Below are 23,888 nucleotides of genomic sequence, written 5' to 3' on the forward strand. Positions count from 1 at the left end.
GTTCCACCTTTTTGATATGTGCGGGTGTTCTCCAGTAGGTGGATCTTATAGCCGTTTGCCTATTGGCTTTTGGCGGATTTCTTCTATCCGAGCTTTTACTTTTCCAGTTGCGAAAGCAGTTCTTTTAGTTCGCGGTAGATTGCGGCTATTTCAACGATTTTCATGCGGACTAGGCCACTCGAAGAAGGCGCGACAAAATCAATTGTTCCAGGGACAACCGAACGCTGTTGCTTCCCCCAGGGAATGTTCTTTTGCCTGCTGAATTGCTCATAGACTCCCTTCCCAACAAAACAAGCGATCTTCGGCTTATATCGGCTTATTTTTTGAATTAATGCTTTTCTACCCGCCTCATATTCTGCTTTTGTAAGTTCCGCGGCATTTTTCGTCGGTTTTGCCACAATATTTGTCAAGCCATATCCCAAATCAAGAAGTTTGTAATCTTCTTCAGACGAGTATTTCCTTTCCGTAAGCCCCGACAGTTGCAATATGGTCCAAAAGCGATTTGTCGGATTCGCATAATGGTGTCCTGTCTCACCGGAGCGAATACTGGGGTTAAAGCCAATAAACAACACTCGCAAATTTTCTTTTGTATGGTCTGGTATCGATTCCAATTACATGCCTCCCTTGAATGGAAAAAGCCTCCGAAGCACATATTTCAGCTTTTTAGAGGCTTTATTTTTTCGTTATTGAACTGTCACTCGCCAACCAAATGGATCTTCGACCTTACCTGTTTGTATGCCGGTTAACGCATCATATATTTTTTTGGCCAACTCTCCCGTTTTTCCATCGTTAATGATAAGTTTTTCGCTTTTCCAAAATAACTCGCCAATAGGTGAAATAACGGCTGCAGTACCGGTTCCAAACGCTTCTTCGAGCTGTCCGTTTTTATACGCATCATAAATGTCGTCAATCGAAATTTTTCGTTCCGATACAGGGACATTCCAATGTTTCAGCAATTCGATGACCGATTTTCTGGTAATACCTTCCAAAATGCTGCCGCTTAGTTCCGGGGTTACCACTTCCCCGTTTATTTTGAAAAATACATTCATGCTGCCGACTTCTTCGATATATTTATTTTCTTTACCGTCCAGCCACAAAACTTGCGAATAGCCGGATTTTCCGGATTGCTTTTGGGCGAGCATGGCTCCGGCATAATTCCCGGCTGTTTTGGCATTTCCCGTTCCGCCCCTGACCGCCCGGACATACTCTTGCTCAACCGCTATCTTTACAGGATTTATCCCCTCTTTGTAAAAAGCACCAACAGGCGAAAGGATGATCATGAATGTATACGATTTTGACGGAGTCACGTCCAAATTGGGCTCCGTAGAAATGATGAACGGACGAATATAAAGGGCCATCCCTTCGACATTCGGAATCCATTCCCGGTCAATGTCAACAAGCTTCTGTAAAGCTTCCAAGGCAATTTCCTCATCGACCTGCGGGATACAGAGTCGTTCACATGACCGATTTAACCTTTTGATATTTTCTTCTGGTCTAAAAAGAAAGACTTCTTCATTTTCTGACAAATATGCTTTTAGTCCCTCAAAAACGGTTTGTCCGTAGTGAAAGATGGTTGCTGCTGGATCGAGCGTGATCGGTTGGTAAGGAACAATTCTTGGATGATGCCAACCTTGATCTTCCGTATAATCCATGACAAACATATGGTCCGTGAACGTTTTTCCAAATTGAAGGCTCGAAAAGGCGGGTTTTTCCTTTCGATTATCGCTAATTTCAACGGTAATTTGATTACTTTTCAAGATACTATCTCCTTCTCTCATAATCTGCTTATCTCTATTTAATCATTTTATTCCCGGATTTGTCCATCTCCATAAACATAAAACTTGGATGAGGTGAGGGCTTTTAATCCCATGGGACCCCGCGCGTGCAATTTTTGTGTGCTGATGCCAATTTCGGCCCCGTAACCAAATTCAAACCCATCTGTAAAACGGGTAGAAGCGTTGTGGTAAACCGCTGAGGCGTCAACGCTGCTTAAAAATTTCTCGGCATTGGCTTCGTTGCTGGTCACAATTGCTTCGGAGTGTTTTGTTCCGTATGTGTTAATATGGGCAATGGCCTCATCTACGGATTGAACAGTCTTTACACTGACTTGCAGGCCCAAGTATTCTGCTGCCCAGTCTTCTTCAGTGGCGCGTTTCGCACTTGGAAAGCTGGAACACACTTGCTCATCACCATAGATTTCCACTTGTTGTTCAGCAAGTTTTTCCAAAATCCCCTTGCCATTTTGCCGCAACCAATGCTCATGTATCAAAATGGACTCGGCCGCATTACATACTGAAGGCCTTTGTAATTTTGCATTTAAGACAATCTTTTCCGCCATTGTCTTATCAGCATGTTCATCAATATAGATATGACAATTTCCGGCACCTGTTTCAATGACTGGCACGGTAGATTCCCGAATGACTGTTTCAATGAGGTTTTTACCTCCACGGGGAATTAATACATCCAAATATTCGTTCAACCGAAAAAGTTCCCTCGCCGTTTCCCTGCTCATATCCTCGATCAATTGCACCCCGTCTGCCGGAATACTGCTTTTGTCAAGTGCTTGATGAATGATCTTGACGAGTGCCATATTCGAATATTTGGCAGATGAGCTTCCTCTTAAAATCACTGCGTTTCCAGTTTTCAGCGAGAGCGTGGCCGCATCGATGGTCACATTGGGTCTCGCTTCGTACACCATGCCGATCACACCGATGGGAACCCGTTTTTTCTGGATGGACAGACCGTTATCTTTTTGAATCGTCTCCAATGTTTCACCAATCGGATCTTGTAATTCAGTAAGCAACCTTACAGCATGCGCCATATCATTGATTCTTTTTTCATTCAGCATAATTCTGTCCAACACGGCATCGGACAAACCATTTTCTTTTCCCAACTGCAAATCTTTGGCATTTTCCGTCAAAATCAAGGCTTGTTGCGCCAACAACTGTTCTGCGATCAACTCCAAACCTTTGTTTTTCTCTGCCGTTGACAAATTCACCATCTTTAGGCTAGCCGCTTTTGCGGCCTTTCCCTTCCTCTTCACTTCGCCCGCTGTTACCTGTTCCATAATATCCATGTTTTTCATCCCCCTTTAAATTGATTAAACACTGACCCAACGGTTTCTATGAATAACCTCAACGGTCGGTATCAATGTTCTTTTGTTTATATTCGCTCGTTTACTTTGAATAAAATCTCGTAACTCATCCGCGGAACATTCCACCTCGCCCCGGCCAAGCAAGCCGCTGACACCAAATACTTCTACAACATCCCCTTTTTGAAATGTTCCTTTTACTTGATCTACGCCTGCGGGCAATAAACTGCTGCCCCTATACAAAATGGCTTCCTCCGCCCCTTCATCAACGTAGATTTTTCCGGAAGTCTCGGAGTGGAGCGCGATCCACTGGCGAATCGCATTAATAGAGCCGAGCGATTCATTTGTAATATAAGTTCCGTCTCCGCATCCCTTTAAAATCTGAAGCAGTTTATCTGTTCCTTCCCCTTTGCCGATAAAAACGGGAACTCCCAAAGATAACGCCGTTTTTGCCGCCAACAGCTTTGATTTCATGCCTCCTGTTCCGACCTTCGAACCCGTTCCGTTCGCCAAGGCAAGCAGTTCATCCGTAATTTCCTCGATTCTGTCAAATCTTTTGGCGTGTGGATTCGTCTGAGGGTTTGAATCATACAGACCGTTGATGTCCGTTAAAATAATCAGCATATCCGCATGAATAAAGCCGCTCACGAGGCTTGAGAGCATGTCATTGTCCCCGAATGTCAATTCATCCACAGCAACCGTATCGTTTTCATTAATAATCGGCAATAAACCGCGATCCAATAATTCTGTAATCGTGGCAAACGCATTTCTAAACCGCGATCTGTCCGCAAAGTCGCTCCTCGTTAAAAGCAGTTGGGCAGGAACAATGTGAAATTCGCTCAATTTTTCTGAATATAATTGGATGAGAAGGCTTTGTCCGACAGCAGCGGCAGCTTGGCGACCTTTGACCGTAACAGGGCGGGTCGGATATCCTAGCTTTTTAAAACCTGCCGCCACCGCCCCCGAAGAAACCAATATAACCTCATGTTTAGCCTTTTTTAAAGCTGCCAATGCGTACACATGATCCATAAACTTTGTTTGATCTATTTCCCCTTGGTCATTTGTCAAGGAGCTACTCCCTATTTTGACGACAATTCTTTTCTTTTTCATGATCCTTCTCCTCGTACATGATCCTTCAGTAAATAAATGGAAAATAAAATAGCCCTTCCATCCTTCCATAAGGACGAAAGAGCTTCTTCCGCGGTACCACCATTATTTGAGTGCCCGCAGGCACTCCTCTTTCCCTGATAACGCCAGGACGCGCCCGTGTTTGCACGGGACTCGGGAGGCAGGTTCGGCGGTTTTCTTGTGACGAAATCTTCCAGCTTATAAATTTCGCTCTCTTGCACAGAAAGATCCGCTTACTGATCCTCCGTTAACGTTCATAGTTTGTAACTCATTATGATGATTATCACGAAAAAAGTCAAGGGGCATTAGTTGACGAGAGCGCTTTTTTCCTTCTGTTGATCACTTTTCATATTTTATCCAGCAACTGCTTCAGTCTGGATCTCATATCTTCTGCCAGTTCGGGGATGGAGACCGCTCTTTCAAGTTCAGGCTTGTTAGTACGGTCGAAGAAAAACAAATGGTTTAAGTGAGCAACGGTCATCGCTGATTCCAGACGATCAGCCAATTTCACCGGACTATTTTCCGTAACTGTCCCCTCTTTAAGCACCCTTGCAAAATAACCTGTTTTTCCTGTTTGAATCACTTTATAAAACATGCCATTGACACGGTTAAAAATATCGATTTTGGCACATGGTATGCGGCCATGAGTAATTTGGACAGCCGCTTCGCCAATTTCTATTACATCTCCCACACATGCTTCGGTTTCCGGAAAATGGGCAATCGTGATGTTTTCGCCAAAAGCCGGTATGGAAAGCTCTCTTTCAACCAAATCGTTCCATTCTTCATAGTGTTCATATGGATAAAAACAAACCGCCCGATCATCCCCGCCATGATTCGCTTTATCAGCGACATCATCCCCTTGGAATCCGTTTTTTGCAAGGAAGACGGAGGCGACCGGCTTTTTTCGAATGCCAGACTTCACGACTTGTCCCTTTTGATTACTGACCAACTGGGGCAGGCCTACATTTAACGAATAAATCTTCAATTTAAGCACCTCCCGGTCATTTTTTCGACCAAATCGCAAACTATTATTTGATTATACCTTCTTTGGTGCATGAAGACGACATGTATGCTTCCATAAAACAGAAATAGCCGGCAAAAAACGCCGGCGAACGATCTTATGATCCGGAAATCCGCTTAGACGGACGCTTCCGCCCCCTGTTTCCACTTGTTATACCCGCCTGACAAATTAACGACATCTTTGATCCCTTGCGCTTGCAAAATACTGGCGGCTATTGCCGAACGGAAACCAGAAGCGCAATAAACAACAATCGGCTCCTCTTCCGGAATTTCATTCAGCCGTTTTGGCAATTGTCCCAGTGGAATATGAAGCGCGCCGGATATATGCCCCTGCTCCCACTCTTTTACATTACGAACGTCAAGGAAAGCGTATTTTTTAACATTTGAGCTGTTTTGAATATGATCAAGCTCCACGTTATCGAACGTTTCCAATTCTAAATATTTTCTTAATGCAGTGTGAACATTCATATATCCCGCTATAGAATCGATACCAATTGATGAAAGGACTTGCGCGATTTCCGCGAACTTTCCGTCAGCCGCCAATATATATAGCGGTTTGTCATAATCGATCAGCCAGCCTGCCCAATTGGCAAAACTTTGATTGAATGGGAGGTTGATGGAGCCCGGAACATGCCCGTTGCCAAAATCTTCCGCTGGCCTTGTGTCGACTACCGTTCCTTTTTTCAGCCAACTGTATAAAGAGCCCGCGTCATTGACTTTTACAGGAGAGCAAAGGTGCTTTAATAATGGAGGGCCTGATTGGTTCACTTTTTTCATAATAGAAAAATAAGGTGGTGGTTCGGGCTGACCCGCCATCAAATCCTTGGCAAATATTCGGATATCATCATACTGCAAAGCCCAATTATACATTTTTTCATAGCCGACAGTTGAGCTTGGGATCGCGCCCAAAGCTTTTCCACATGCGCTTCCGGCGCCGTGAGCCGGCCAAACTTGTAAATAGTCCGGCAATGCCTTAAAACGTTCAAGTGAACGAAACATTGCTTTCGCCCCATCTAATGCCGCCCCTTCAACTCCTATCGCCGTTTCCAAAAGATCCGGGCGGCCGACATCCCCGACAAACACGAAATCTCCCGTAAATATACCGACCGGCGCCTCTTTTCCATCAGATGTATCTGTCAATATCAAGGAAATACTTTCAGGTGTATGTCCCGGGGTATGAATGACCATTAATTCCAGACTCCCGATTTGCAGTGTGTCCCCTTCCCTTACTAGCTGATGGCTCACATGTTCGAGGTTTTTGTATTGCCAATGCTCGCCACCTTCATCTGATAAATACAATGTCGCGCCATATTGATCAGCCAGCTCACGGGAGCCGGAAACGAAATCGGCATGGATATGTGTCTCGACCGCCGCCGTCAATGTCAAGCGCTGCTGCTCGGCCACTGTGACATACGGATCAATATGCCGCGCCGGGTCAATGACAATCGCCTCCCCTGTTTTTTGACAACCGACCAAATAAGAGGCATGGGCAAGGTATTCATCATAAAAATAGCGCATAAACAAGACCATTACACTTCCTTTCTATTTTCTTCCGCTGGAAGAACATAGATCAATGCTTGCACATAAGCTAAAAGCTTTTGCACTTTCGGCTCCTTCATCCATTTCATGACGGTAAACAGGGTGATTTGCTTTTCGTTGTTTTCGGCCATTTGTTTGACTTGTTCCCAAAGTTGCTTCCCTTCTGCCACTTTGTCAGTGGCATCGGACAAATATTCTTCCATATTCCTTTGTAAATAGCTCAGGGACTGTTCATCTTTTAAAACACTTTCGATAAATCTGATGAAAGTCTCTAGCCGATCCGCCACTTCCACAAGAAATGGCAATTTCTCAAGTAAACGGATCGCGGCTGTAATCGTTCCAATATCCAAATTGGAATGATCCAAGAACAATTTGACTTTGTGTAATGTCTCGTCGTCTTTCAGCAGTGTCTCACCAAAAGAGGCGGCCCGATTCATTTTTTCGATATGATCTGCCAGTTCGGGCAGTTGCTTCAAAATGTTTTGCAACGCCTCTTGCGTGTCGGGATCACTTTGATCCAGCCAATCTTTATTCGAAACGATTGTCTTGGCCATCACGCTTCCCCTTTCTACTTTACAACGTTCCTTTCAGCATCCCATTCCAATACATAATGGGTAAAACGTCCTTTTTTAACATATACATGCTCTTCCGTTCCTTCGCCTGATCTATTGGAAATGATTCAACCGGCTCTTTATCATAATTAAATTCAGCCAGAATCAAAGAGTTATATCCCGTTACCAACGGACAAGAAGTATATCCGTCATATGTGGCGGCAGGCACTTCCCCTTTCATCATTGCAATGATATTCTCCGTGACTACTGGAGCCTGCTTACGAATGGCAGCACCTGTTTTCGAAGTTGGCAAATTGGAACAATCACCGAGAGAAAAAATATTCTCATATTTTGTATGCTGGAGCGTACGCGGGTGTACATCGACCCATCCCGCTTCATCCGCGATGGGACTGTTTCTAATAAAGGAAGGCGACCGCATCGGAGGAGTAACATGCAGCATTTCATAGCGAATAACAGCTTCTTCTTTTGTTTCAATATGTTCAAATACCGCCTCTTTTGCATCAGGGCGTACTTCTGTCAAATTCATCAGGAACCGGGCATCGATTTTTTTCCGATCCAAAACTTTTTCGAGCGCTTTCCGATATTTGACAACATCAAATATGGCCGGGTTGGCTGATGCAAAAATGACATTCGTTTTATGCCTAATACCTGTTTGGGTAAAATAATCTTCCGCCAAGTATGCTATTTTCTGCGGTGCCCCTCCGCATTTAATAGGTGTTGCCGGTTGGGTAAACACGGCATTTCCCCCATTAAAGCCGCGAATCACCTCCCACGTATAATCGGTATACTCGTAGGAATAGTTGGTGCAAACACCGCCTTTGCCAATCGATTCTCGCAATCCTTTAATTCCGCCCCAGTCTATTTCAATGCCAGCTGCCACAACCAAATAATCATAAGAAACTTTGGAGCCATCCGCCAGATCAATGACATTCTCTTCCGGATAAAACGAAACTGCCGCATCTTTCAGCAAAACGGCTCCATCCGGAACGAGTTGGCCCATGCTTCTGACCGTATCTTCCTTTTTAGCCGCACCGCCGCCAACCAGTGTCCAAAGCGGTTGATAATAATGCTTGTCAGACGGATCAATCACCGCAATCTCTCCGGACAGGTTTTTCAATTCTTTCAACAGCCTTGCCGCCGTACTAATTCCGGCGGTGCCGCCGCCAATGATGACAACCCGATAATGCTCGCCCACATAGTTCCCCCCCCCAGGCTTTACTTTGAAAAAAAAGCTTTGCAAATGAAATCTTGCCTTTACTAATATAGTGGCTGTTACAGAAATTTATGCCGTCTCTGCGTGAAATCCATTTCGATCAAGAAAAGCGCCAACACCAACCCTTTAACTGCTATATGCCGGGAGAAATTTCATGTTTACTTCATTAAATAACTTTTGTGCCAACATCTGCTACCCACTAAAAATCCGTTGCACGCAACGAATGAATAATATTCAATTATGTTTTTTGATTTCAAGGTGATGAATGCAATTCAATTGCATCATGAAGTATTATGACCTACCATAAATATCAGAAGCCTTTTTATGACCTGGTCATGATGCCGCAACTGCCCACCTTCAACATTATATGAAAATAACTTTTCTGTCTTTCTGTTGTTTTCACTCTATTCAAACACCTTCTGGATTTCACCTTTTTATCATAAAGACGAGATGAATTTGCCACACAATATCCGTTCCAAAAAAGAAAATGAGGGTATGATAAGAATAGAGGTGATGTGTTTTGTATAAAAAACATGAACGTTATTTGATCGGACTTGCATTTGGTGTTGCGATCATCATGCTATTATCACTCCTCGGCCGGATATTTAGTTAAACGAAAAGGGTGAATAGGATTGATCAACGAAGATGCGTTATTTTATAGCCGAGTTTTGACGGAGCTTACTCTATCTTTTCACATTATTTATGCCACTATCGGTGTTGGAGTTCCTTTAATGATTATGATCGCCCAATGGGTCGGGATCAAAAAGAACGATGAGCATTATATTTTGCTCGCAAGAAGATGGACACGCGGTTTCGTTATTACGGTCGCGGTTGGTGTTGTCACCGGGACAGCCATTGGTTTGCAATTATCGCTCCTATGGCCCAACTTTATGGAATTGGCGGGCAACGTAATTGCTTTGCCGTTATTTATGGAAACTTTCGCCTTTTTCTTTGAGGCCATTTTCTTAGGGATCTATTTATATACTTGGGATCGGTTTGAAAACCAGCGCAAGCATTTATTGCTGCTCATTCCGGTTGCCATCGGCGCCTCGTTTTCAGCTGTATTTATCACGATGGTAAACTCATTTATGAATGCGCCGCAAGGGTTTGACATTGTGAATGGAGAGCTTGTAAACATCAATCCAATTCTCGCCATGTTCAACCCGGCCATGCCGACGAAGGTGGCTCACGTTGTCGCAAGCGCCTATATGACCTCCGCGTTTGTATTGGCAGCCATTGCCGCATTCCGATTGATAAAAGGCTCCGATCATATTTATCATAAAAAAGCACTTTATTTAACGATGAAGCTTGGGTTGATTTTTTCGATTGCGACTGCAGTGATCGGAGATTTCTCTGGTAAATATTTGGCGGAATATCAACCGGAAAAATTGGCTGCGGCCGAATGGCATTTTGAAACAGAAGCCGATGCACCCCTTATCTTATATGGGACGCTGGAAAATGGAGAAGTAAAATACGCCATTGAAATTCCAAAGGCACTCAGCATTTTGGCGCATGGAATACCTTCTGCAGAAGTGATAGGTCTGGAGGAATTTCCGGAGGATGAGATCCCTCCATTATATATTCACTATCTCTTTGACATTATGGTAACGATCGGCGTATGGATGATGTTTTTGTCCTTCCTCTATTGGTTGGGCACAAAGAGGTCATGGGCATTCATTCATACAAAGTGGTTCCGCTGGTTGATCGTTCTTGGCGGACCGTTATCGATAATCGCCATCGAAATGGGCTGGTGGCTGGCGGAAGTCGGAAGACAACCGTGGGTTCTCCGGGGTATCATGCGTACGGCCGAAGCAGCCACTTCAAGCGACCAAGTTGATTTAATGCTCATATTATTCGCAGGGCTATACGTGATTCTTGCGATTGGCAGTGTCGTCATTTTAAGCCGGATGTTTAGACGAAACCCGGTCGAACGCGAGTTGGAAGACCGCGAGGCGGACAAAGGCGGTGTCATTCAATGAATCTTGAAATTATCGGAATCATGGTGCTTTGGACGTTTCTGTTCGGTTATGTCATCGTCGCTTCCATAGACTTCGGTGCGGGCTTTTTCAACGCATACAGTTTATTTACAGGAAAGCAGCATATTTTAACCAACATTATTCAGCGTTATTTGTCTCCCGTTTGGGAAGTGACCAACGTTTTTCTCGTTTTCTTTTTCGTCGGTATCGTTGGGTTTTTTCCCAAGACAGCCTTCTATTATGGAACAACACTGCTTGTCCCGGTGAGCATTTCGATTCTGTTGTTGGCGATCAGGGGCTCGTATTACGCATTTGAAACATACGGTTCGCGAGGACATAAAGGATACTCGTTCATGTATGGATTATCCGGCCTGTTCCTCCCGGCTTCCCTGTCGATCGTGCTCACCATTTCTGAAGGCGGGTTCGTATCCATCGAAAATGGCCAACCTGTACTTGATTACTTGGCTCTTTTCAAGAGTCCGCTCACGTGGAGCATCGTGGTTCTTAGTGTTGTGGCCGTTCTCTATATTTCAGCTGTTTTTCTAACCTGGTACGCGAACAAAGCCAATGACAAAAAAGCAACAGAATTGATGCGCAAGTATGCGCTCATCTGGTCTTTGCCTTTAATTATCACGGCCTCCGGAATTATCGTTGAGCTTCGGCGTCATAACATAGAACATTTTGACAGAATGCTCGATGTATGGTGGATGTTTGCCCTTTCTTTCTTGCTGTTTCTAAATACAGTATGGCTCATTTGGAAAAGAAAACATTACGGCAGAGCGTTCTGGCTGCTTGTAGGCCAATTTGCTCTTGCATTTTATGCATATGGCATCTCTCATTATCCGTATTTGCTGTATCCGCATTTAACACTTTATGACAGTTTTACAAATGAAGCCATGGCCATTTCGCTGATCATCGCTTTCATAGCGGGCCTTGGATTATTGATCCCATCCCTGTACCTGCTATTGCGGCTGTTCCTTTTTGATAAAAATTATGTAAAAGGCGATAAGAAAAACAAAGCTTAAACGGGGGTTCTAACATGCAACAATTTTTTATCTTTTATGCTCCATTTATCGTTTTGATTGTTTCTATCATTGCTGCCTTTTGGTCGGCGCCAAAAGATGACGCCGTCAAAAAATAATTGAGGATTCGTAGCCCAAAGACGAAGAGGGATTCGTTCTTTGGGCTCATTTTATTTCCCTTTTCACCTGTCACTTAGCCAACGATTGAATTGGATAAATTCCAGCTTGATTCTGACCCTCCCTCCTTTAGCTGATGAAGCTTTCCCGAATAATTGCCAGCTTCGCCGCTCCGTAAAAAAATGAATTACAACACATACATTCATCCTATTGAAATAAAAAAGCTTGCAGAGCACTTTTTCTACAAGCTGAACAATTTTCACTTTTTTATTTTCTAAATGATCTGATGATAATGGATATCCCATTCACTGCCAACAAGGCAACTAATACTAGCGTAAGCAAGGCGATATCAGCAGCAAATAATGTGATCGAATGCCACGGGGAGCCTGTACTATAAATGAACAATGGAATAATGGCAATGGATAAACCTAACAGGATGACTCCGGAAATACGCCACAACTTTCTTTTGCGAACTGTTCCTGATTTCACCTTGACTAACTGATAAATACACATGGCAAGAAGCAAACATATGATTCCAAGCATGATAAATTGAACAGTAGGTGTGTATTCAGGAACTTCAACAGGTTCTTCTCCATGTAAAATGTTGATGATCCCTTGCTTCAGGTAGATGAGTGCCTCTTCTTCTAAAATATGATTTTTATTCGTAAGAATCGCTCCACCCCAACCGGTTTCTGGTATAAAGAACACCTCAGCATGCGAATCAGGGGTTGAGCCTGAATGCCAGATCATTTCTTCTGTAGAATCTGGGTTTGTAATCCTTATTCCAAGACCATAATACCGATGTTCACCGGTTTGAACATAAGGAGTTGTATAAAGGTCCATCGTCTTCTTGCTTAAAAAAGGACTTTCCTGCTGACGAAGCAACGATATAAAATGGACCATATCTTCCGCACTCGCAGTTATGTATCCATAAGGCGCGCCTCCATTATCATAAGCCACGGCACTCTTTCGGGGAATTCCAAACCATGATTGGTAACCGGCCAAATATCCTTTTTCATACGCCGAACGCTTATCAGCCGCTGCATGCTTCATCCCCAATGGCGAAAAAACTTGCTGTTCCATGTACTCAGAATAAGTTTGATCTGTCACTTCTTCAATGATAGCGGCAAGAATTAAGAAGTTGGCATTGCTATACTGGTGTTTTTCTCCGGGTTTAGCGGTTAGCGCAACATTCGAAAAACTTTTTGTATTCTCCCGGATCATGCCCATATCTTGAGATTCTTGATCCGATATAGATAGACCTGAATATGTACTCATTCCGCTTGTTTGCGTTAATAAATGTTTAATAGTGATTTGCGAGGCGGCTTGGCGATCTTTTAGTGTAAACCATGGAAGATATTGTTGGACCGGGTCCTCCAAGTTCACAGCACCTTCTTCTATTAATCTCATGATGGCTAGTCCAGTCAATGACTTACTGATTGATCCTATCGTAAAAGGTGTCTTAGTCGTTACTTTTTCCCCCGATTCTCCTGTTATACCCCACGCTTTAGAATAAAAGAGGTTATTTTCATGTACAATAGCAATAGCGGCCCCCGGAATCCGTTGTTCTTCTAAATAGGCTTCTACATAATTGTCTATCTCAACCTGAATATCTCGTTCGGCGGAGACATTCGCGACCGGCAGAAATAACATGAACGGATTTAATAATAAGCATACAAAAACGACTTTCACTTGCAGTATTTTCATGCTTTTTTCACCTGTATCCTTTTATTTTTCGCATAGAAAACACCACAAGCGCGGAAACGAGCAAGGATGCAGATATGCTAATCATCATGAGTAAGACATTCCACCATGAATGTTCCGAAATCCGATAAAAAATATGATAATCAAAGGAGTTATATGTTTTTTGCGGGTTAAAGGCTTCTGTTAAAAACATCGATAGTATAAGCTGAGAGCAGAGATAAGCCAGTATAAAAGCAAAGAGGCCTGTCACCCATAACAATCCTGGCCTGCTTTTGAATTTTTGTATTTGCTTCATTTTAGAATGGAGATCTATGCCATTCACTTCTAAAAAATCCTTGACAAATGTTGTCGGCTCCCCAAAATCTTGGATACTGTCTTGGCCGTGTTCACGCGATTCTTGGATATGCTCCAGAAGCTGCAGTCTAATATTTCTTCTATCCTTTGAATGTATTTGATATTGCTTGAGTTCTGTCATCACTTCATGTAAAAATTGCTTTTCTGCCAAGGTTAAGTGAATGTTCATTCTAAAAGCTCTCCTTTCAACCCTTTTCGCAGTAAGGATTTAATATCCATTTGCAGTTCCAACCATTCAATGATCTTCTTTTGAAGGTACAATTTCCCTTTTTCATTGATTTCATAATAAACTCTCACCTTGCCGCTTTCTGTCATTTCACGATGTGTATGGACCCATTCTTGCTCTTTGAGCTTCGTCAAGATGGGATAAATGCTTCCCACTCCTTTCAATTTCAAATTGTGTTCTTCCAACTTTTTCATTATTTCATACCCATAGCTTTTTTCCTTTGATAAAATCGATAATACACACATTTCTAAATGGCCTTTGATTAAACTTGTCCTATCCATGGGATAAATGTAACAGAAATATATATTTCAATCAAGTATATATTTTTCACAAATATATACTATGCTTTTTTTCCATCAAAAAAAGCGCTCCCCTCAGGAACCGCTTCAAGAAAGACTACATAGCTGCCCCAACTTCTTTAACTTCTTCCGGTATGGTTACGTTATGGACAGTAATTTCTGGCCGGCTTCCAATCCGGATATTCACACCTGTTTGGCCGAGGCCTTCGTTGATATAGAACGGCCGTTCTTTGTAGTGGTGCAACCCTTTGAGCATATTCATTTTTACTAATTTTCCCATTTTTACAAGATGGTATGGTTTTGGCCAATGAATTTGCCCGCCGTGGAAATGGCCGGAAAGAAGATAGTCGAAATGATATTCTTCTTTCATCGAAAGGACAACATTCGGGTCATGGGTGAAAACGAGATTATATCCATTTTCCACTCCTTTATAAGACTCTTTTAAGTTGCTGCGCTTGGTGCTGAAGTCATCGATGCCAATAATATTGATCCGTTTGTTTCCGATTTGAATCAGGTCATTTTGATTTTGCAGCGTTTTTAAGCCAAAATCATTCAGTATTTTTTTAAGCTGATGAAAGTATTTGTCTTTTAAGACATAATCATGGTTGCCAAAAACAGCATATGAGCCGTATGAGGGATTTAATTTATTGAGAACTTTCAAGTATGGGATGAGCTTTGGAAGGCTGCGCTTTCGGTCTAAAAAATCACCCGTCACCGCAACGAGGTCAATGTCGAGTTTTTTTACACGATGATATAGCGTGTTTGGGCAAATTGAAATATTTTCAAGATGCAGGTCGGATAAATGCAAGATTTTCAGTGAACTGCCGCCAGCACGATCAGCAGAACGATGATTTATATGAATTTCGTTCATAACGACAGAATGAGTATTTTGATAGCCTTTATAGATGACAATCCCGATGAGGATGGCCATCATGATGGTAACAATGAACATTCATGATCCTCCTCTCACCACTCCATTATAAAGAGAAATGAGAGGAGTTTTAACCTGTAATTTATGGATATTTATTGGGAGCAGACGAAACGAACTGTTTCAACGTCGGATCTTGCAGGAAGCGAAAATGTTTGCTGATAAGTTTCCGTTCCTTTTCCAGTGATCACGATCCAGTCTCCTTTACGGGCATTTTTGACAGCATACTCGATGGCTAACGTTCGATCAGGGATCACAATTCCTTTATTCGCCTCATTTAGCAAGTGAAGCTGACCAACCATTTCCTCATATAAAATGCCGTTTAAGTCGTCTAATGTAAGAATGATAAAATCACTTAATCGCGAAGACATTTTCACCATTTGCTGTCTCTTGCTCTCATCACGGCTTCCCCTAAATCCAAACACATGAATAATTCGTTTTGCGCCATTATAACGTGCGGTGTTCAAACAATGAAAAAAAGCGTCGGCTGTATGGGCATAGTCAATCACAATAATCGCTTCACTTTGATGTAGAAACAGTTCAAATCTGCCGGGAACTCCTTTGAACGACGCTAAAAAGGAAATGATTTCTTCTTCGTTCAAATCCAGCATTCTTGCCGTCCAAAACGCCATCGCAGCATTGTAAAGATTATGGATGCCCAACACGCCAGGCTTTAACTCCAGTGATTTCTCCTTTGTCTTCATCAAAGCGATGGGACGCTCCTTTTGATTCTTACGGATAATTTGCAACGGATACTCTTCGTCGCCAATGACATGGGTGGCTTGTCCTCTGGATCGCAATTCCTGAACGACCTTTTTTCCCCACTCGTTATAGGCATTCACAATCGCTTTTCCTTTTGGCTTTAACTGTTGAAAAAGTTTGCTTTTCACATGAAAGTACTCATCCATGTCTTTATGATAGTCAAGATGCTCATGATCCAGATTTGTAAATAAACAATAATCAAACTCAATTCCCTCAACCCGGAACTGGGCCATTCCATGTGACGAAACCTCAATAATAATCACATCATCCCGGCTGTCTGAAAGCAGCTTATACAGGTTAAGAGGATCTATCGTTGTCAAGGATGAGGCCCGTTTTTGTCCATTTATCATGTTCTGGACACTGGTAAACATGGAGCAGGAAATACCCGCTTGTTCCAATATATGCTTAATCATAAAACATGTTGTTGTTTTTCCGTTCGTTCCTGTTACACCTATCAACACTTTTTTCTCTAACGGCGGCCGATAATAAGCTTTTGCTAATCTGGCAAGAGCCTTCATATACGGAATTGTCCGGAGTCGGAGATCTTTTTCTCCAATAACTGCCGCCGCACCAGCTTTGACAGCTTCCGGTATAAATTGATGGCCATCATGGCGATAACCACTGATCGCAATAAATAAATAGTTCTGTTGTATGAGCTTTGAATTTGTGGCGATGCCATTTACCTCTATATGATGAAATGGCCTCCATTCATCATGTTCGTCTATCGTTTCCAACAATTGACTTAATTTCATTTTTCGGGACTTCTCCCTTTTCAGCATATTTTTATTGATATTTTTGTACTGAAGGAAGAAAATATGAATGGAAATACAAGGGGGTAAAAAAGAATACGATAAGGGGTGCATATCATTGTTCCGTATCCTGTTTTTGCCTTTATTGAACATTCCTTCGGGCCATCACCATGTTGCCGATGTCATGAAAAGGCAATTGGAGACTTGCGAAACAGAGATACAGTGTGAAAAAGTTGATCTATTGTCATTTAGCTACGGAAAACTTGAAAATCTTGTATCCTCCGCTTATCTGTATTGGATTCATCGCTTTCCAAACCTATACAGCTCCCTTTATAAATTTGCGGCGGTAAAAGAAAGAAAAGCGGAACATCGCTTCTTTGCATATGAGTTGTTCTTTTTAGCAAAAATGAAGCAACTGATTGATGAAGCCAAACCGGATGCCATTATCTGCACCCATGCTTTTCCCTCCTATTTGTTATCCCGCCTTAAACAAATGAGGATATGGGACGGACTGGCCATCAATGTCTATACTGATTATTTTGTCAACAGTTTATGGGGGATGAAATGGATTGATTATCATTTCGCTCCCAGCGTTCATGTAAAAAACCATCTGGCAAGCATGGGAATTAAGGAAAGCCAAATTTATATTACAGGCATTCCGATCGATCCCGTGTTCCAGACTCAACGGGGGAACCGGGACAAAAAAGAAAAGCTTACTGTTTTAGTATCTGGAGGAAATATGGGGGCAGGTTCCATACGCCGGTTTATTTTTATGTTACAGCCATCGGGCAATATTCAATATAAGGTTCTTTGCGGAACGAATGAAAAGCTTTTCCAATATGTTAAGCAACACAACGACCCATACATTGAACCCTTGACTTATATTACATCAAAAGAAGAGATGAACCGGCTGTATGAAGAAGCCGACGCTATTATAACGAAGCCGGGAGGTGTAACAATCAGCGAGTGCATCGCAAAAGATTTGCCCATTTTTGTATATGATGCCCTGCCCGGCCAAGAAGAACAAAATTTGCGTTTTTTAAAAGAGGAATGCTTAGTACAAGAATTAAGCAATTGGGACAGAGGCATAAATCCCGAAAAAGAAATGTTAAGGGTATTAAAAAGCGATATAAAGGATCATCAGTCAAAAAAAGAGCAGTACAAACAGCAAATCGAGCTTACCGATCCACACTCCTTTATTATCCATCATTTAAAGAAGCTGAAAAGAGCCTGAGCCTCATGGACCCAGACTCCCTCTACACTTGTTCATGAAAGCGGGATCTCGCAAACGAAGCAACATCTTCAGGCACTTTATATGTAAGCGGCTCCTGATGAAGCGCCTGGAAAAAGTTGATATCGCTTGTATGTAATGCGCCAATCGTTAACCGGGGAATAAGCCTGGCGTGGATCGGGCTTTTTCCCTTGGGATCAGCCGATAAAATAAAGTTGAAGCTCGAAAAGCCCTGTTCCCGCATAGCAGAAAAAATGGCCTGCAGTCCGGCTGCAAAATGATCCCAGTCAGCTTCTGTAATCGAATCAAAAGTGTGGCACCCCTTAAAAAGAGCCACGTAATCATGATGGCTTTTGGGAGCAAAGGCATGCATCCAGGCAACATTTCCTTTTTCCCCAATCCACCGTTCTCCTATCGTCTTTTCCGCATCATAAAGCGCTGTAAAAAATTCCTTTCCTGTTTCTTTTTCAAATGAATCGGCTTTGCTTCCTGTCAATGCTTGGTAATTTGTCCCGGTCTCTGAAATAATGACATGCAGATGAGGATGGATGATGCTGCCGCCTGATGTCGGAAGATAGTTCCAATTAATGGAAGCATATGTTGCTGTTGAATCGAAGGCTGCGGCTCTTTGTATGTATGTCTGCGCGGCCATGAAGGCATCCTTTATCAATTGGCGTGTAAATTCTTCTAAACGCACATAATGTTGGCGCGACATGACTACAACACCATTATGTTTGCTATACGGAAACAGGTTGGGAAATAAAGTCGCTTCACCTTTTACGATCCGCCCGGTTTCTGTCATTTCTTTTGAAAAGACAGGTGTCATTTTCATAATGTTTTCCGGGCAAAAAGGACATTTGGCACCTTCTGTTTGTTCGGCCGCCTTCTGATAATCAGCCGGGGTAATGTGTAAGCCGGGATCAAAAACAAGCCGGGATGATTCCCCTGTCAACGGATCGAAACGCACCTCCGTTTTGCGCTCAATTGTGTTTCCTTCACCATCATAAAACGTAAATATTTCGGGTTCCATTCTAAACGTAATCGCCACAAAAATTCCTCCTCTCCCTTTTAATATATCATGTTACAATTAAAAAGTCTGTAAATTCAATCTAATAAAAAACCCGCACTTCCGGCGGGTTTGCAAACAATTCAAAAGGTGCTGTAAATATTCGGACATTCTTCTCCCGTCGGCTCATAAAAACAGTGTGATTTATACCGAGCGACAAGCGGCTGGCCATACCATTGAGCGGGACAGTCTCCTTCCGGGCGGAAATACCATAAGCTGTATTTGGCGGGCCATTGTCTCTCCCCCCGGATCGCTCTTCTCGCCAACCTTCTTTCACTTTCCCTTGCCCTTTGGTAAAAATAACCATGTATTACCGCTTCAAACGCATGGGGCTGGTAGATCATTTGCGGAACTGTTCTAATTCCAACAAAATCAGAGCAATTTGCCCGGATTCTGTTCACTCCAACCGCCCCTACATGCAACATGCCTTGGATTCCTTCACCCTCTGCTTCAGCTCTTAAAAGTCTTGCCAGCAAATCGATATCAGACTCCCTGGCTTTTACGACCGCCATGCCATCACCTCCGAATTCACTTTGCGATCCATGAATAGTATATTGACACGCGCCCGGTTTGTTGAATGGTGAAACAGGCTGTTCTTCCTCATGACAGAAAGCATAAAAAACGAGGGACGGTATATTCATCCCCCAACAAATTAAAGCGAAGTCGGATACTCAACTTTGATTTTTCGATCCTGTTCATAAGGAGTTTCTTGGTAAACGTAATAATTTAACCAGTTAGAAAACAGCAAGTGGCTATGGGATCTCCACGTGTTGACCGGTTCTTCGTTTGCATTATTATTTGGAAAATAATTTTCTGGAACGCGAATATCCAGTCCTTTTTTGATGTCACGTTCATATTCGGTTGCCAGTGTGTCTGTATCATATTCAAGATGCCCGGTAATCATAATATGCTTTTCATCCTTCGATATGATTAAAAACGGCCCCGCCTCTCCATCCGAAAGCAAAATCAGTTCGGGATGGTCATGAATTTCTTTGCGGCTGATGCTTGTATAACGCGAATGAGGAGCCAAAAATATATCATCAAAACCTCTGACAAGCTTTATTTTATGATCAGACACCTTATGTTTGTATACACCGGAACACTTGCTCGGCAATTCGAATTTTCCGATTCCGTAATGGTAAAAAAGCGCGGCTTGTGCTCCCCAACAAATGTGCATGACAGATGTTACATGTTCCTTGGACCACTCCATAATCGCTTTTAATTCTTCCCAATAATTCACCTTTTCAAATGGCAGATGCTCAATAGGCGCCCCCGTAATGATCAATCCATCGAAATAGTATTTTTCAACATCGGAAAACGTTTGATAAAACTGTTCCAAGTGCGATTTGCTCACATTTTTAGACTGGTGGGTTTCCATGCGTAAAAAAGTAATATTCACTTGGAGCGGCGTATTGCCCAAAAGCCTTAGCAATTGAACTTCTGTTTTTTCTTTTTCGGGCATCAAATTTAAAATAAGTATATTAAGAGGACGGATATCTTGCGTACTGGCCCTTTCCTCATCCATCACAAATATTTTTTCTTTGTCAAGAATTTCCCGCGCCGGCATTTCCTTCGGAATATTAATTGGCAATTAAAACCCCTCCTGCTTTCACAAGCTAATAAAACTTATTATAAAGCTGAATGAAAATTTCAGCAACGGTTATTCCATTTTAAGTTAAGAATTTTCATTTCTGTTTAACATTTGGAAAAGCTACTAGACGAAAAGCGGCACGTTTTGAGATTGAATGGTTCATTTCAAAGGACGAAGCTTATTTTGATCACCACACTTCAGTCTATGTATTAAAGAGGAAGGAACCAGACATAAAAGGATTTAAAAAGATTAACAAGCTACATATAGAGCTTTTTCGTGCACGGACATTCATCAGGGGTTCACAAAAGGCTGGGTCACAACTAAATCAGCTGATGAAAAAACGAACAATAAAGTGAAACTTCATTCAGTAGGAGTTTTCTTCCATCTCCTACTGGATGTTAGTTGAACCAATCGGGCATTTAGGTGCCGTTTTCTTCCACTTAGACCTTTTGTATTCACTCAAGATTTTGAAGTGGGAGTCTTACGGCACCTTACATGCGGGATAAAGTGAAACTTCATTCAAGGAATGCTTTTCTCCTTGAATGTTAGTTGAACCAATCGGGCATTTAGGTGCCGTTTTCTCCCACTTGGACCTTTTGTATTCACTCAAGATTTTGAAGTGGGAGTCTTACGGCACCTTACATGCCGGATAAAGTGAAACTTCATTCAAGGAATGCTTTTCTCCTTGAATGTTAGTTGAACCAATCGGGCATTTAGGTGCCGTTTTATCCCACTTAGACCTTTTGTATTCACACAAGATTTTGAAGTGGGAGCTTACGGCACCTTACATGCCGGATAAATTATCCCAGTGTATAATACGCAACGTTTTAGCGTAGTAAAAATAGGTAGACTCCTGCGGGAATAGCTCGAGCTGAAGATCCCGCAGGAAAGCGACTTTTGCTTTCCAAGGAAGCTGAAGAAACCTGCGGAAAGCGAACTATGTTGACGTAGCGATGATAGGGATTTTTTTGAAAGCTGATTCATATTCGTAAAAATCGCGAAAATAAAACCGCGTGAAATCAAGGGGTAACCACCGTTTTTAAACTTGATTCCATGCGGTTTATTTCATTTTACAGGGTTTTGTCCCGACCCCTTTTGCTGTTCCGTATTTGCTTATGTCCCAGCACCGTTTGGCATAATTGATTCGTCAGTTCAAGCAAAACACTCTTGAAGTCGGTTAAATCTGCTCATCAATCCAAGCTACAGGTGGATAACCTATGCACTAGGAACTGACATATTTAGGCATCGATCAAAACTGCACGGTTACCTTCATTCCGTAATTCCCAAGCAATTCTTGCACTTTCTTCTAATTCTTCCAAGCAATAAAACGCGGTCATTAAATCTTTTCCGCCTACAACGGGGCCGTGATTTTGTAAAATATAGCCACCACTATCATGAACCCGATCTCTAAAATGACGAAACAGTGTTTCGGAGCCGGGCTTCCCATATGGAATTAATCCAATTGTTCCGATCATCATTTTTAAATAAGGAGTGTATGATGGCATAATATCTTTTTCATTTTCATGCTTTAAACAAGACCAAAGAGTTGAGTAAATACTATGGGTATGAATGACCGCTTTAGTGGCGGAATCTTTCTCATAAAGCGTTCGATGAAGAGGAAGCTCCTTACTTGGCTTTACTCCCGCAACATGCTCCCCTTCCATAGTCAATATCGCAAAATCTGATTCAGTCAAGTTGCCAAAGCATGTTCCACTTCCCGTAATATACATCTTATGATCGTGTAAAAAACTCATATTCGCGGAAGACCCTGTTGCTTTTCCCCGGTCAAACAGAACTTTTCCAATCCAAATGGCTTCCTCATATTTTGATTGCAAATCAGCCATTTATATCACCTCTTGTCATTTCCACCGCTTTAATGAAAAAGTCCTTATCACCAAAATTGCCAGATTTTAATACAAGACGTACTTTTTTATTTTCAACCGGCACCATAATCGGTACGCCGGGAGCAATACTATCTCCTACATAGTAAGCATTATATCCCAAGATCCTGGTTACTGCGCCGGACGTTTCTCCCCCTGCGACAATAACTCGGAAAAAGCCGTTTTCGACCGCTTTTTTTGCTATGTACGCCGTAGTGCTTTCCAATATGGCAGATACCTTTTCCATCCCGGCTTCTTGCGCTTCCTTCACTTTTTCAGGGCGATCAGAACTATAGATTAATATTTTTTCTTCTTGTAAGATTTGAATTTCTTTCCATAAATCCTCTTTTGATAGTTTGCCGGAAAGCAATTGTAACGGTTCAATTTTGATTGCTTTGCCTCCAGAATTTATAAATTCTTCGATTTGCCGCAACGTTGCCGCGGAACAGCTTCCAGCCAAAATAATCGCTTTTCCGGAAGTCCCGCTTGTAATAATGTTCGTTTGATCGTTATCTTTTTTATATTTTTTTCCTAGCTCGCCCATCAAGCCGGACCCGCCAGTTAAGAACGGCAAATCTCCAAAAAGCTCTACGATTTTTTGCGCATGCTTTTCTTCCATATAATCAGGGATAACATAAAAATGTTTCTTATCCTTGCCGAATTCATCCATCATTTCCATAATTTCTTCTTTAGAACGCTCAAGACTTTCATAATTGAGCTTAATACTCGGATACTTGCCTTGTGGTTCCAGTAGACGGGCAAGATCTGAATCCCACATTGGTGTTAATGGATGATGTTTCATATGAGTCTCATGTAAAGGGACACCATTCACAATTAATTGCCCGTTTTTAACGATTCTCCCATTGATAGGAAGCGCCGGAGCAATAATCGTATATTTGATTCCATACGTTTCTAATACTTCGTCTATGATTGGCCCGATATTGCCTTCCTTTGTGGAATCAAATGTGGAGCAGTATTTAGCATAAAGCTGTTCTGCGCCATGATCCCGAAGCCATTGAAAAGCTTTCATGGATTCATCGACTGCTTTTTGCTTCTCAGCTGTCCTTGTTTTCAGCGCAATAACAACAGCTACATTGTCTTCCATTTTCTGCTCATGCAGTTCGGGAATCCCATTATACAAAAATGTTTTAATCCCTTGTTTCACCAAGAAAGAGGCTGCATCACTCCCCCCTGAAAAATCATCTGCTACAATTCCTAAAATGATCTTCCCCATAATACATTCCCTTCTTCACTTGATTTTGTTCATCATATTAACTGCCAGTAAGCAACCCCCGCTAAACACTCATGCAAGTAAGGGGGCAACTGCCGGTAAAAGTTCGATTGATTCGAGGCAAAAGAACAAGAAAAGCTTCGATAGTATCGTGATCGCACGAAAAAAAGCATAAGTTTTTTCGAAGAA

General features: G+C 42.3%; 21 protein-coding genes. 3 read left to right on the top strand and 18 right to left on the bottom strand.

Annotated elements, in window-relative coordinates:
• Positions 1–95: 95 nt before the first annotated feature.
• The 8 genes from mug to MHB50_RS09115 all read right to left on the bottom strand — a co-directional run bounded on the left by mug (position 96) and on the right by MHB50_RS09115 (position 8,545).
• Positions 96–611 (bottom strand): G/U mismatch-specific DNA glycosylase, encoded by a 516-nt coding sequence (gene mug / locus MHB50_RS09080; protein ID WP_340085166.1) that lies wholly within the window; start codon positions 609–611, stop codon positions 96–98.
• 72 nt (positions 612–683) lie between these two features.
• The gene (locus tag MHB50_RS09085) at positions 684–1,757 is read right to left on the bottom strand and encodes a branched-chain amino acid aminotransferase (RefSeq protein WP_077113483.1); all 1,074 of its coding nucleotides are present in this window, start codon (positions 1,755–1,757) and stop codon (positions 684–686) included.
• A gap of 47 nt (positions 1,758–1,804) precedes the next feature.
• Positions 1,805–3,076, bottom strand: a complete 1,272-nt coding sequence (locus MHB50_RS09090) for a glutamate-5-semialdehyde dehydrogenase (protein WP_083717681.1) — start codon at positions 3,074–3,076, stop codon at positions 1,805–1,807.
• 24 nt (positions 3,077–3,100) lie between these two features.
• Positions 3,101–4,201 carry a glutamate 5-kinase gene (gene proB / locus MHB50_RS09095; protein ID WP_077113484.1) on the bottom strand — a complete coding sequence of 367 codons (1,101 nt, stop codon included), beginning with the start codon at positions 4,199–4,201 and terminating at the stop codon, positions 3,101–3,103.
• 364 nt (positions 4,202–4,565) lie between these two features.
• On the bottom strand, positions 4,566–5,204 hold the full coding sequence (locus MHB50_RS09100; RefSeq protein ID WP_171974008.1) for an MOSC domain-containing protein: 639 nt from the start codon (positions 5,202–5,204) through the stop codon (positions 4,566–4,568).
• A gap of 152 nt (positions 5,205–5,356) precedes the next feature.
• Entirely contained in the window at positions 5,357–6,769 is a 1,413-nt protein-coding gene (locus MHB50_RS09105) for an MBL fold metallo-hydrolase (RefSeq protein WP_321189696.1), read from the bottom strand.
• The gene (locus tag MHB50_RS09110) at positions 6,769–7,332 is read right to left on the bottom strand and encodes a hypothetical protein (protein ID WP_077113486.1); all 564 of its coding nucleotides are present in this window, start codon (positions 7,330–7,332) and stop codon (positions 6,769–6,771) included. Before MHB50_RS09110 ends, MHB50_RS09105 begins: the two co-directional genes overlap by 1 nt.
• A 19-nt stretch (positions 7,333–7,351) precedes the next feature.
• Complete coding sequence (locus tag MHB50_RS09115) at positions 7,352–8,545, bottom strand: FAD/NAD(P)-binding oxidoreductase (RefSeq protein ID WP_077113487.1); 1,194 nt, start codon at positions 8,543–8,545, stop codon at positions 7,352–7,354.
• 650 nt (positions 8,546–9,195) lie between these two features.
• On the opposite strand from MHB50_RS09115, the gene MHB50_RS09120 reads away from it, so the two are divergent.
• Together MHB50_RS09120 and MHB50_RS09125 are read left to right on the top strand one after the other, a co-directional pair.
• Positions 9,196–10,542, top strand: coding sequence for a cytochrome ubiquinol oxidase subunit I (locus MHB50_RS09120; RefSeq protein ID WP_077113488.1), 1,347 nt, complete (start codon positions 9,196–9,198; stop codon positions 10,540–10,542).
• On the top strand, positions 10,539–11,564 hold the full coding sequence (locus MHB50_RS09125) for a cytochrome d ubiquinol oxidase subunit II (RefSeq protein ID WP_077113489.1): 1,026 nt from the start codon (positions 10,539–10,541) through the stop codon (positions 11,562–11,564). The genes MHB50_RS09120 and MHB50_RS09125 overlap by 4 nt, the downstream gene beginning before the upstream one ends.
• A 381-nt stretch (positions 11,565–11,945) precedes the next feature.
• Here the strand turns inward: MHB50_RS09125 and MHB50_RS09130 are convergent, their stop codons facing one another.
• From MHB50_RS09130 to MHB50_RS09150, 5 genes are all read right to left on the bottom strand, one after another.
• Positions 11,946–13,385: a serine hydrolase domain-containing protein gene (locus MHB50_RS09130; RefSeq protein ID WP_077113491.1), complete on the bottom strand. Its 1,440-nt coding sequence runs from the start codon at positions 13,383–13,385 to the stop codon at positions 11,946–11,948.
• Positions 13,386–13,392: 7 nt separating this feature from the next.
• Positions 13,393–13,905 (bottom strand): hypothetical protein, encoded by a 513-nt coding sequence (locus tag MHB50_RS09135; RefSeq protein WP_077113492.1) that lies wholly within the window; start codon positions 13,903–13,905, stop codon positions 13,393–13,395.
• Positions 13,902–14,243 carry a PadR family transcriptional regulator gene (locus tag MHB50_RS09140; RefSeq protein ID WP_077113493.1) on the bottom strand — a complete coding sequence of 114 codons (342 nt, stop codon included), beginning with the start codon at positions 14,241–14,243 and terminating at the stop codon, positions 13,902–13,904. The genes MHB50_RS09135 and MHB50_RS09140 overlap by 4 nt, the downstream gene beginning before the upstream one ends.
• A 115-nt stretch (positions 14,244–14,358) precedes the next feature.
• The gene (locus MHB50_RS09145) at positions 14,359–15,213 is read right to left on the bottom strand and encodes a metallophosphoesterase (RefSeq protein ID WP_340085167.1); all 855 of its coding nucleotides are present in this window, start codon (positions 15,211–15,213) and stop codon (positions 14,359–14,361) included.
• Between the two features lie 71 nt (positions 15,214–15,284).
• Positions 15,285–16,703: a UDP-N-acetylmuramoyl-L-alanyl-D-glutamate--2,6-diaminopimelate ligase gene (locus tag MHB50_RS09150; protein ID WP_340085168.1), complete on the bottom strand. Its 1,419-nt coding sequence runs from the start codon at positions 16,701–16,703 to the stop codon at positions 15,285–15,287.
• A 67-nt stretch (positions 16,704–16,770) separates the two neighbouring features.
• On the opposite strand from MHB50_RS09150, the gene MHB50_RS09155 reads away from it, so the two are divergent.
• Positions 16,771–17,934: a glycosyltransferase gene (locus tag MHB50_RS09155; protein WP_340085169.1), complete on the top strand. Its 1,164-nt coding sequence runs from the start codon at positions 16,771–16,773 to the stop codon at positions 17,932–17,934.
• A 22-nt stretch (positions 17,935–17,956) separates the two neighbouring features.
• Here the strand turns inward: MHB50_RS09155 and MHB50_RS09160 are convergent, their stop codons facing one another.
• From MHB50_RS09160 to otnK, 5 genes are all read right to left on the bottom strand, one after another.
• Positions 17,957–18,979 (bottom strand): hypothetical protein, encoded by a 1,023-nt coding sequence (locus MHB50_RS09160; protein WP_077113497.1) that lies wholly within the window; start codon positions 18,977–18,979, stop codon positions 17,957–17,959.
• A 101-nt stretch (positions 18,980–19,080) separates the two neighbouring features.
• Entirely contained in the window at positions 19,081–19,509 is a 429-nt protein-coding gene (locus MHB50_RS09165) for a cell wall hydrolase (RefSeq protein WP_077113498.1), read from the bottom strand.
• Positions 19,510–19,649: 140 nt separating this feature from the next.
• A complete protein-coding gene (gene metA / locus MHB50_RS09170; RefSeq protein ID WP_077113499.1) occupies positions 19,650–20,588 on the bottom strand; it encodes a homoserine O-succinyltransferase in 939 nt (312 codons plus the stop codon).
• A gap of 1,238 nt (positions 20,589–21,826) precedes the next feature.
• Entirely contained in the window at positions 21,827–22,432 is a 606-nt protein-coding gene (locus MHB50_RS09175; RefSeq protein ID WP_340085170.1) for a class II aldolase/adducin family protein, read from the bottom strand.
• The gene (gene otnK, locus MHB50_RS09180; RefSeq protein ID WP_340085171.1) at positions 22,425–23,702 is read right to left on the bottom strand and encodes a 3-oxo-tetronate kinase; all 1,278 of its coding nucleotides are present in this window, start codon (positions 23,700–23,702) and stop codon (positions 22,425–22,427) included. Before otnK ends, MHB50_RS09175 begins: the two co-directional genes overlap by 8 nt.
• Positions 23,703–23,888 lie beyond the last annotated feature (186 nt).

Source organism: Siminovitchia sp. FSL H7-0308 (genome assembly GCF_037980985.1).
GTDB lineage: Bacteria > Bacillota > Bacilli > Bacillales > Bacillaceae_C > Siminovitchia > Siminovitchia thermophila.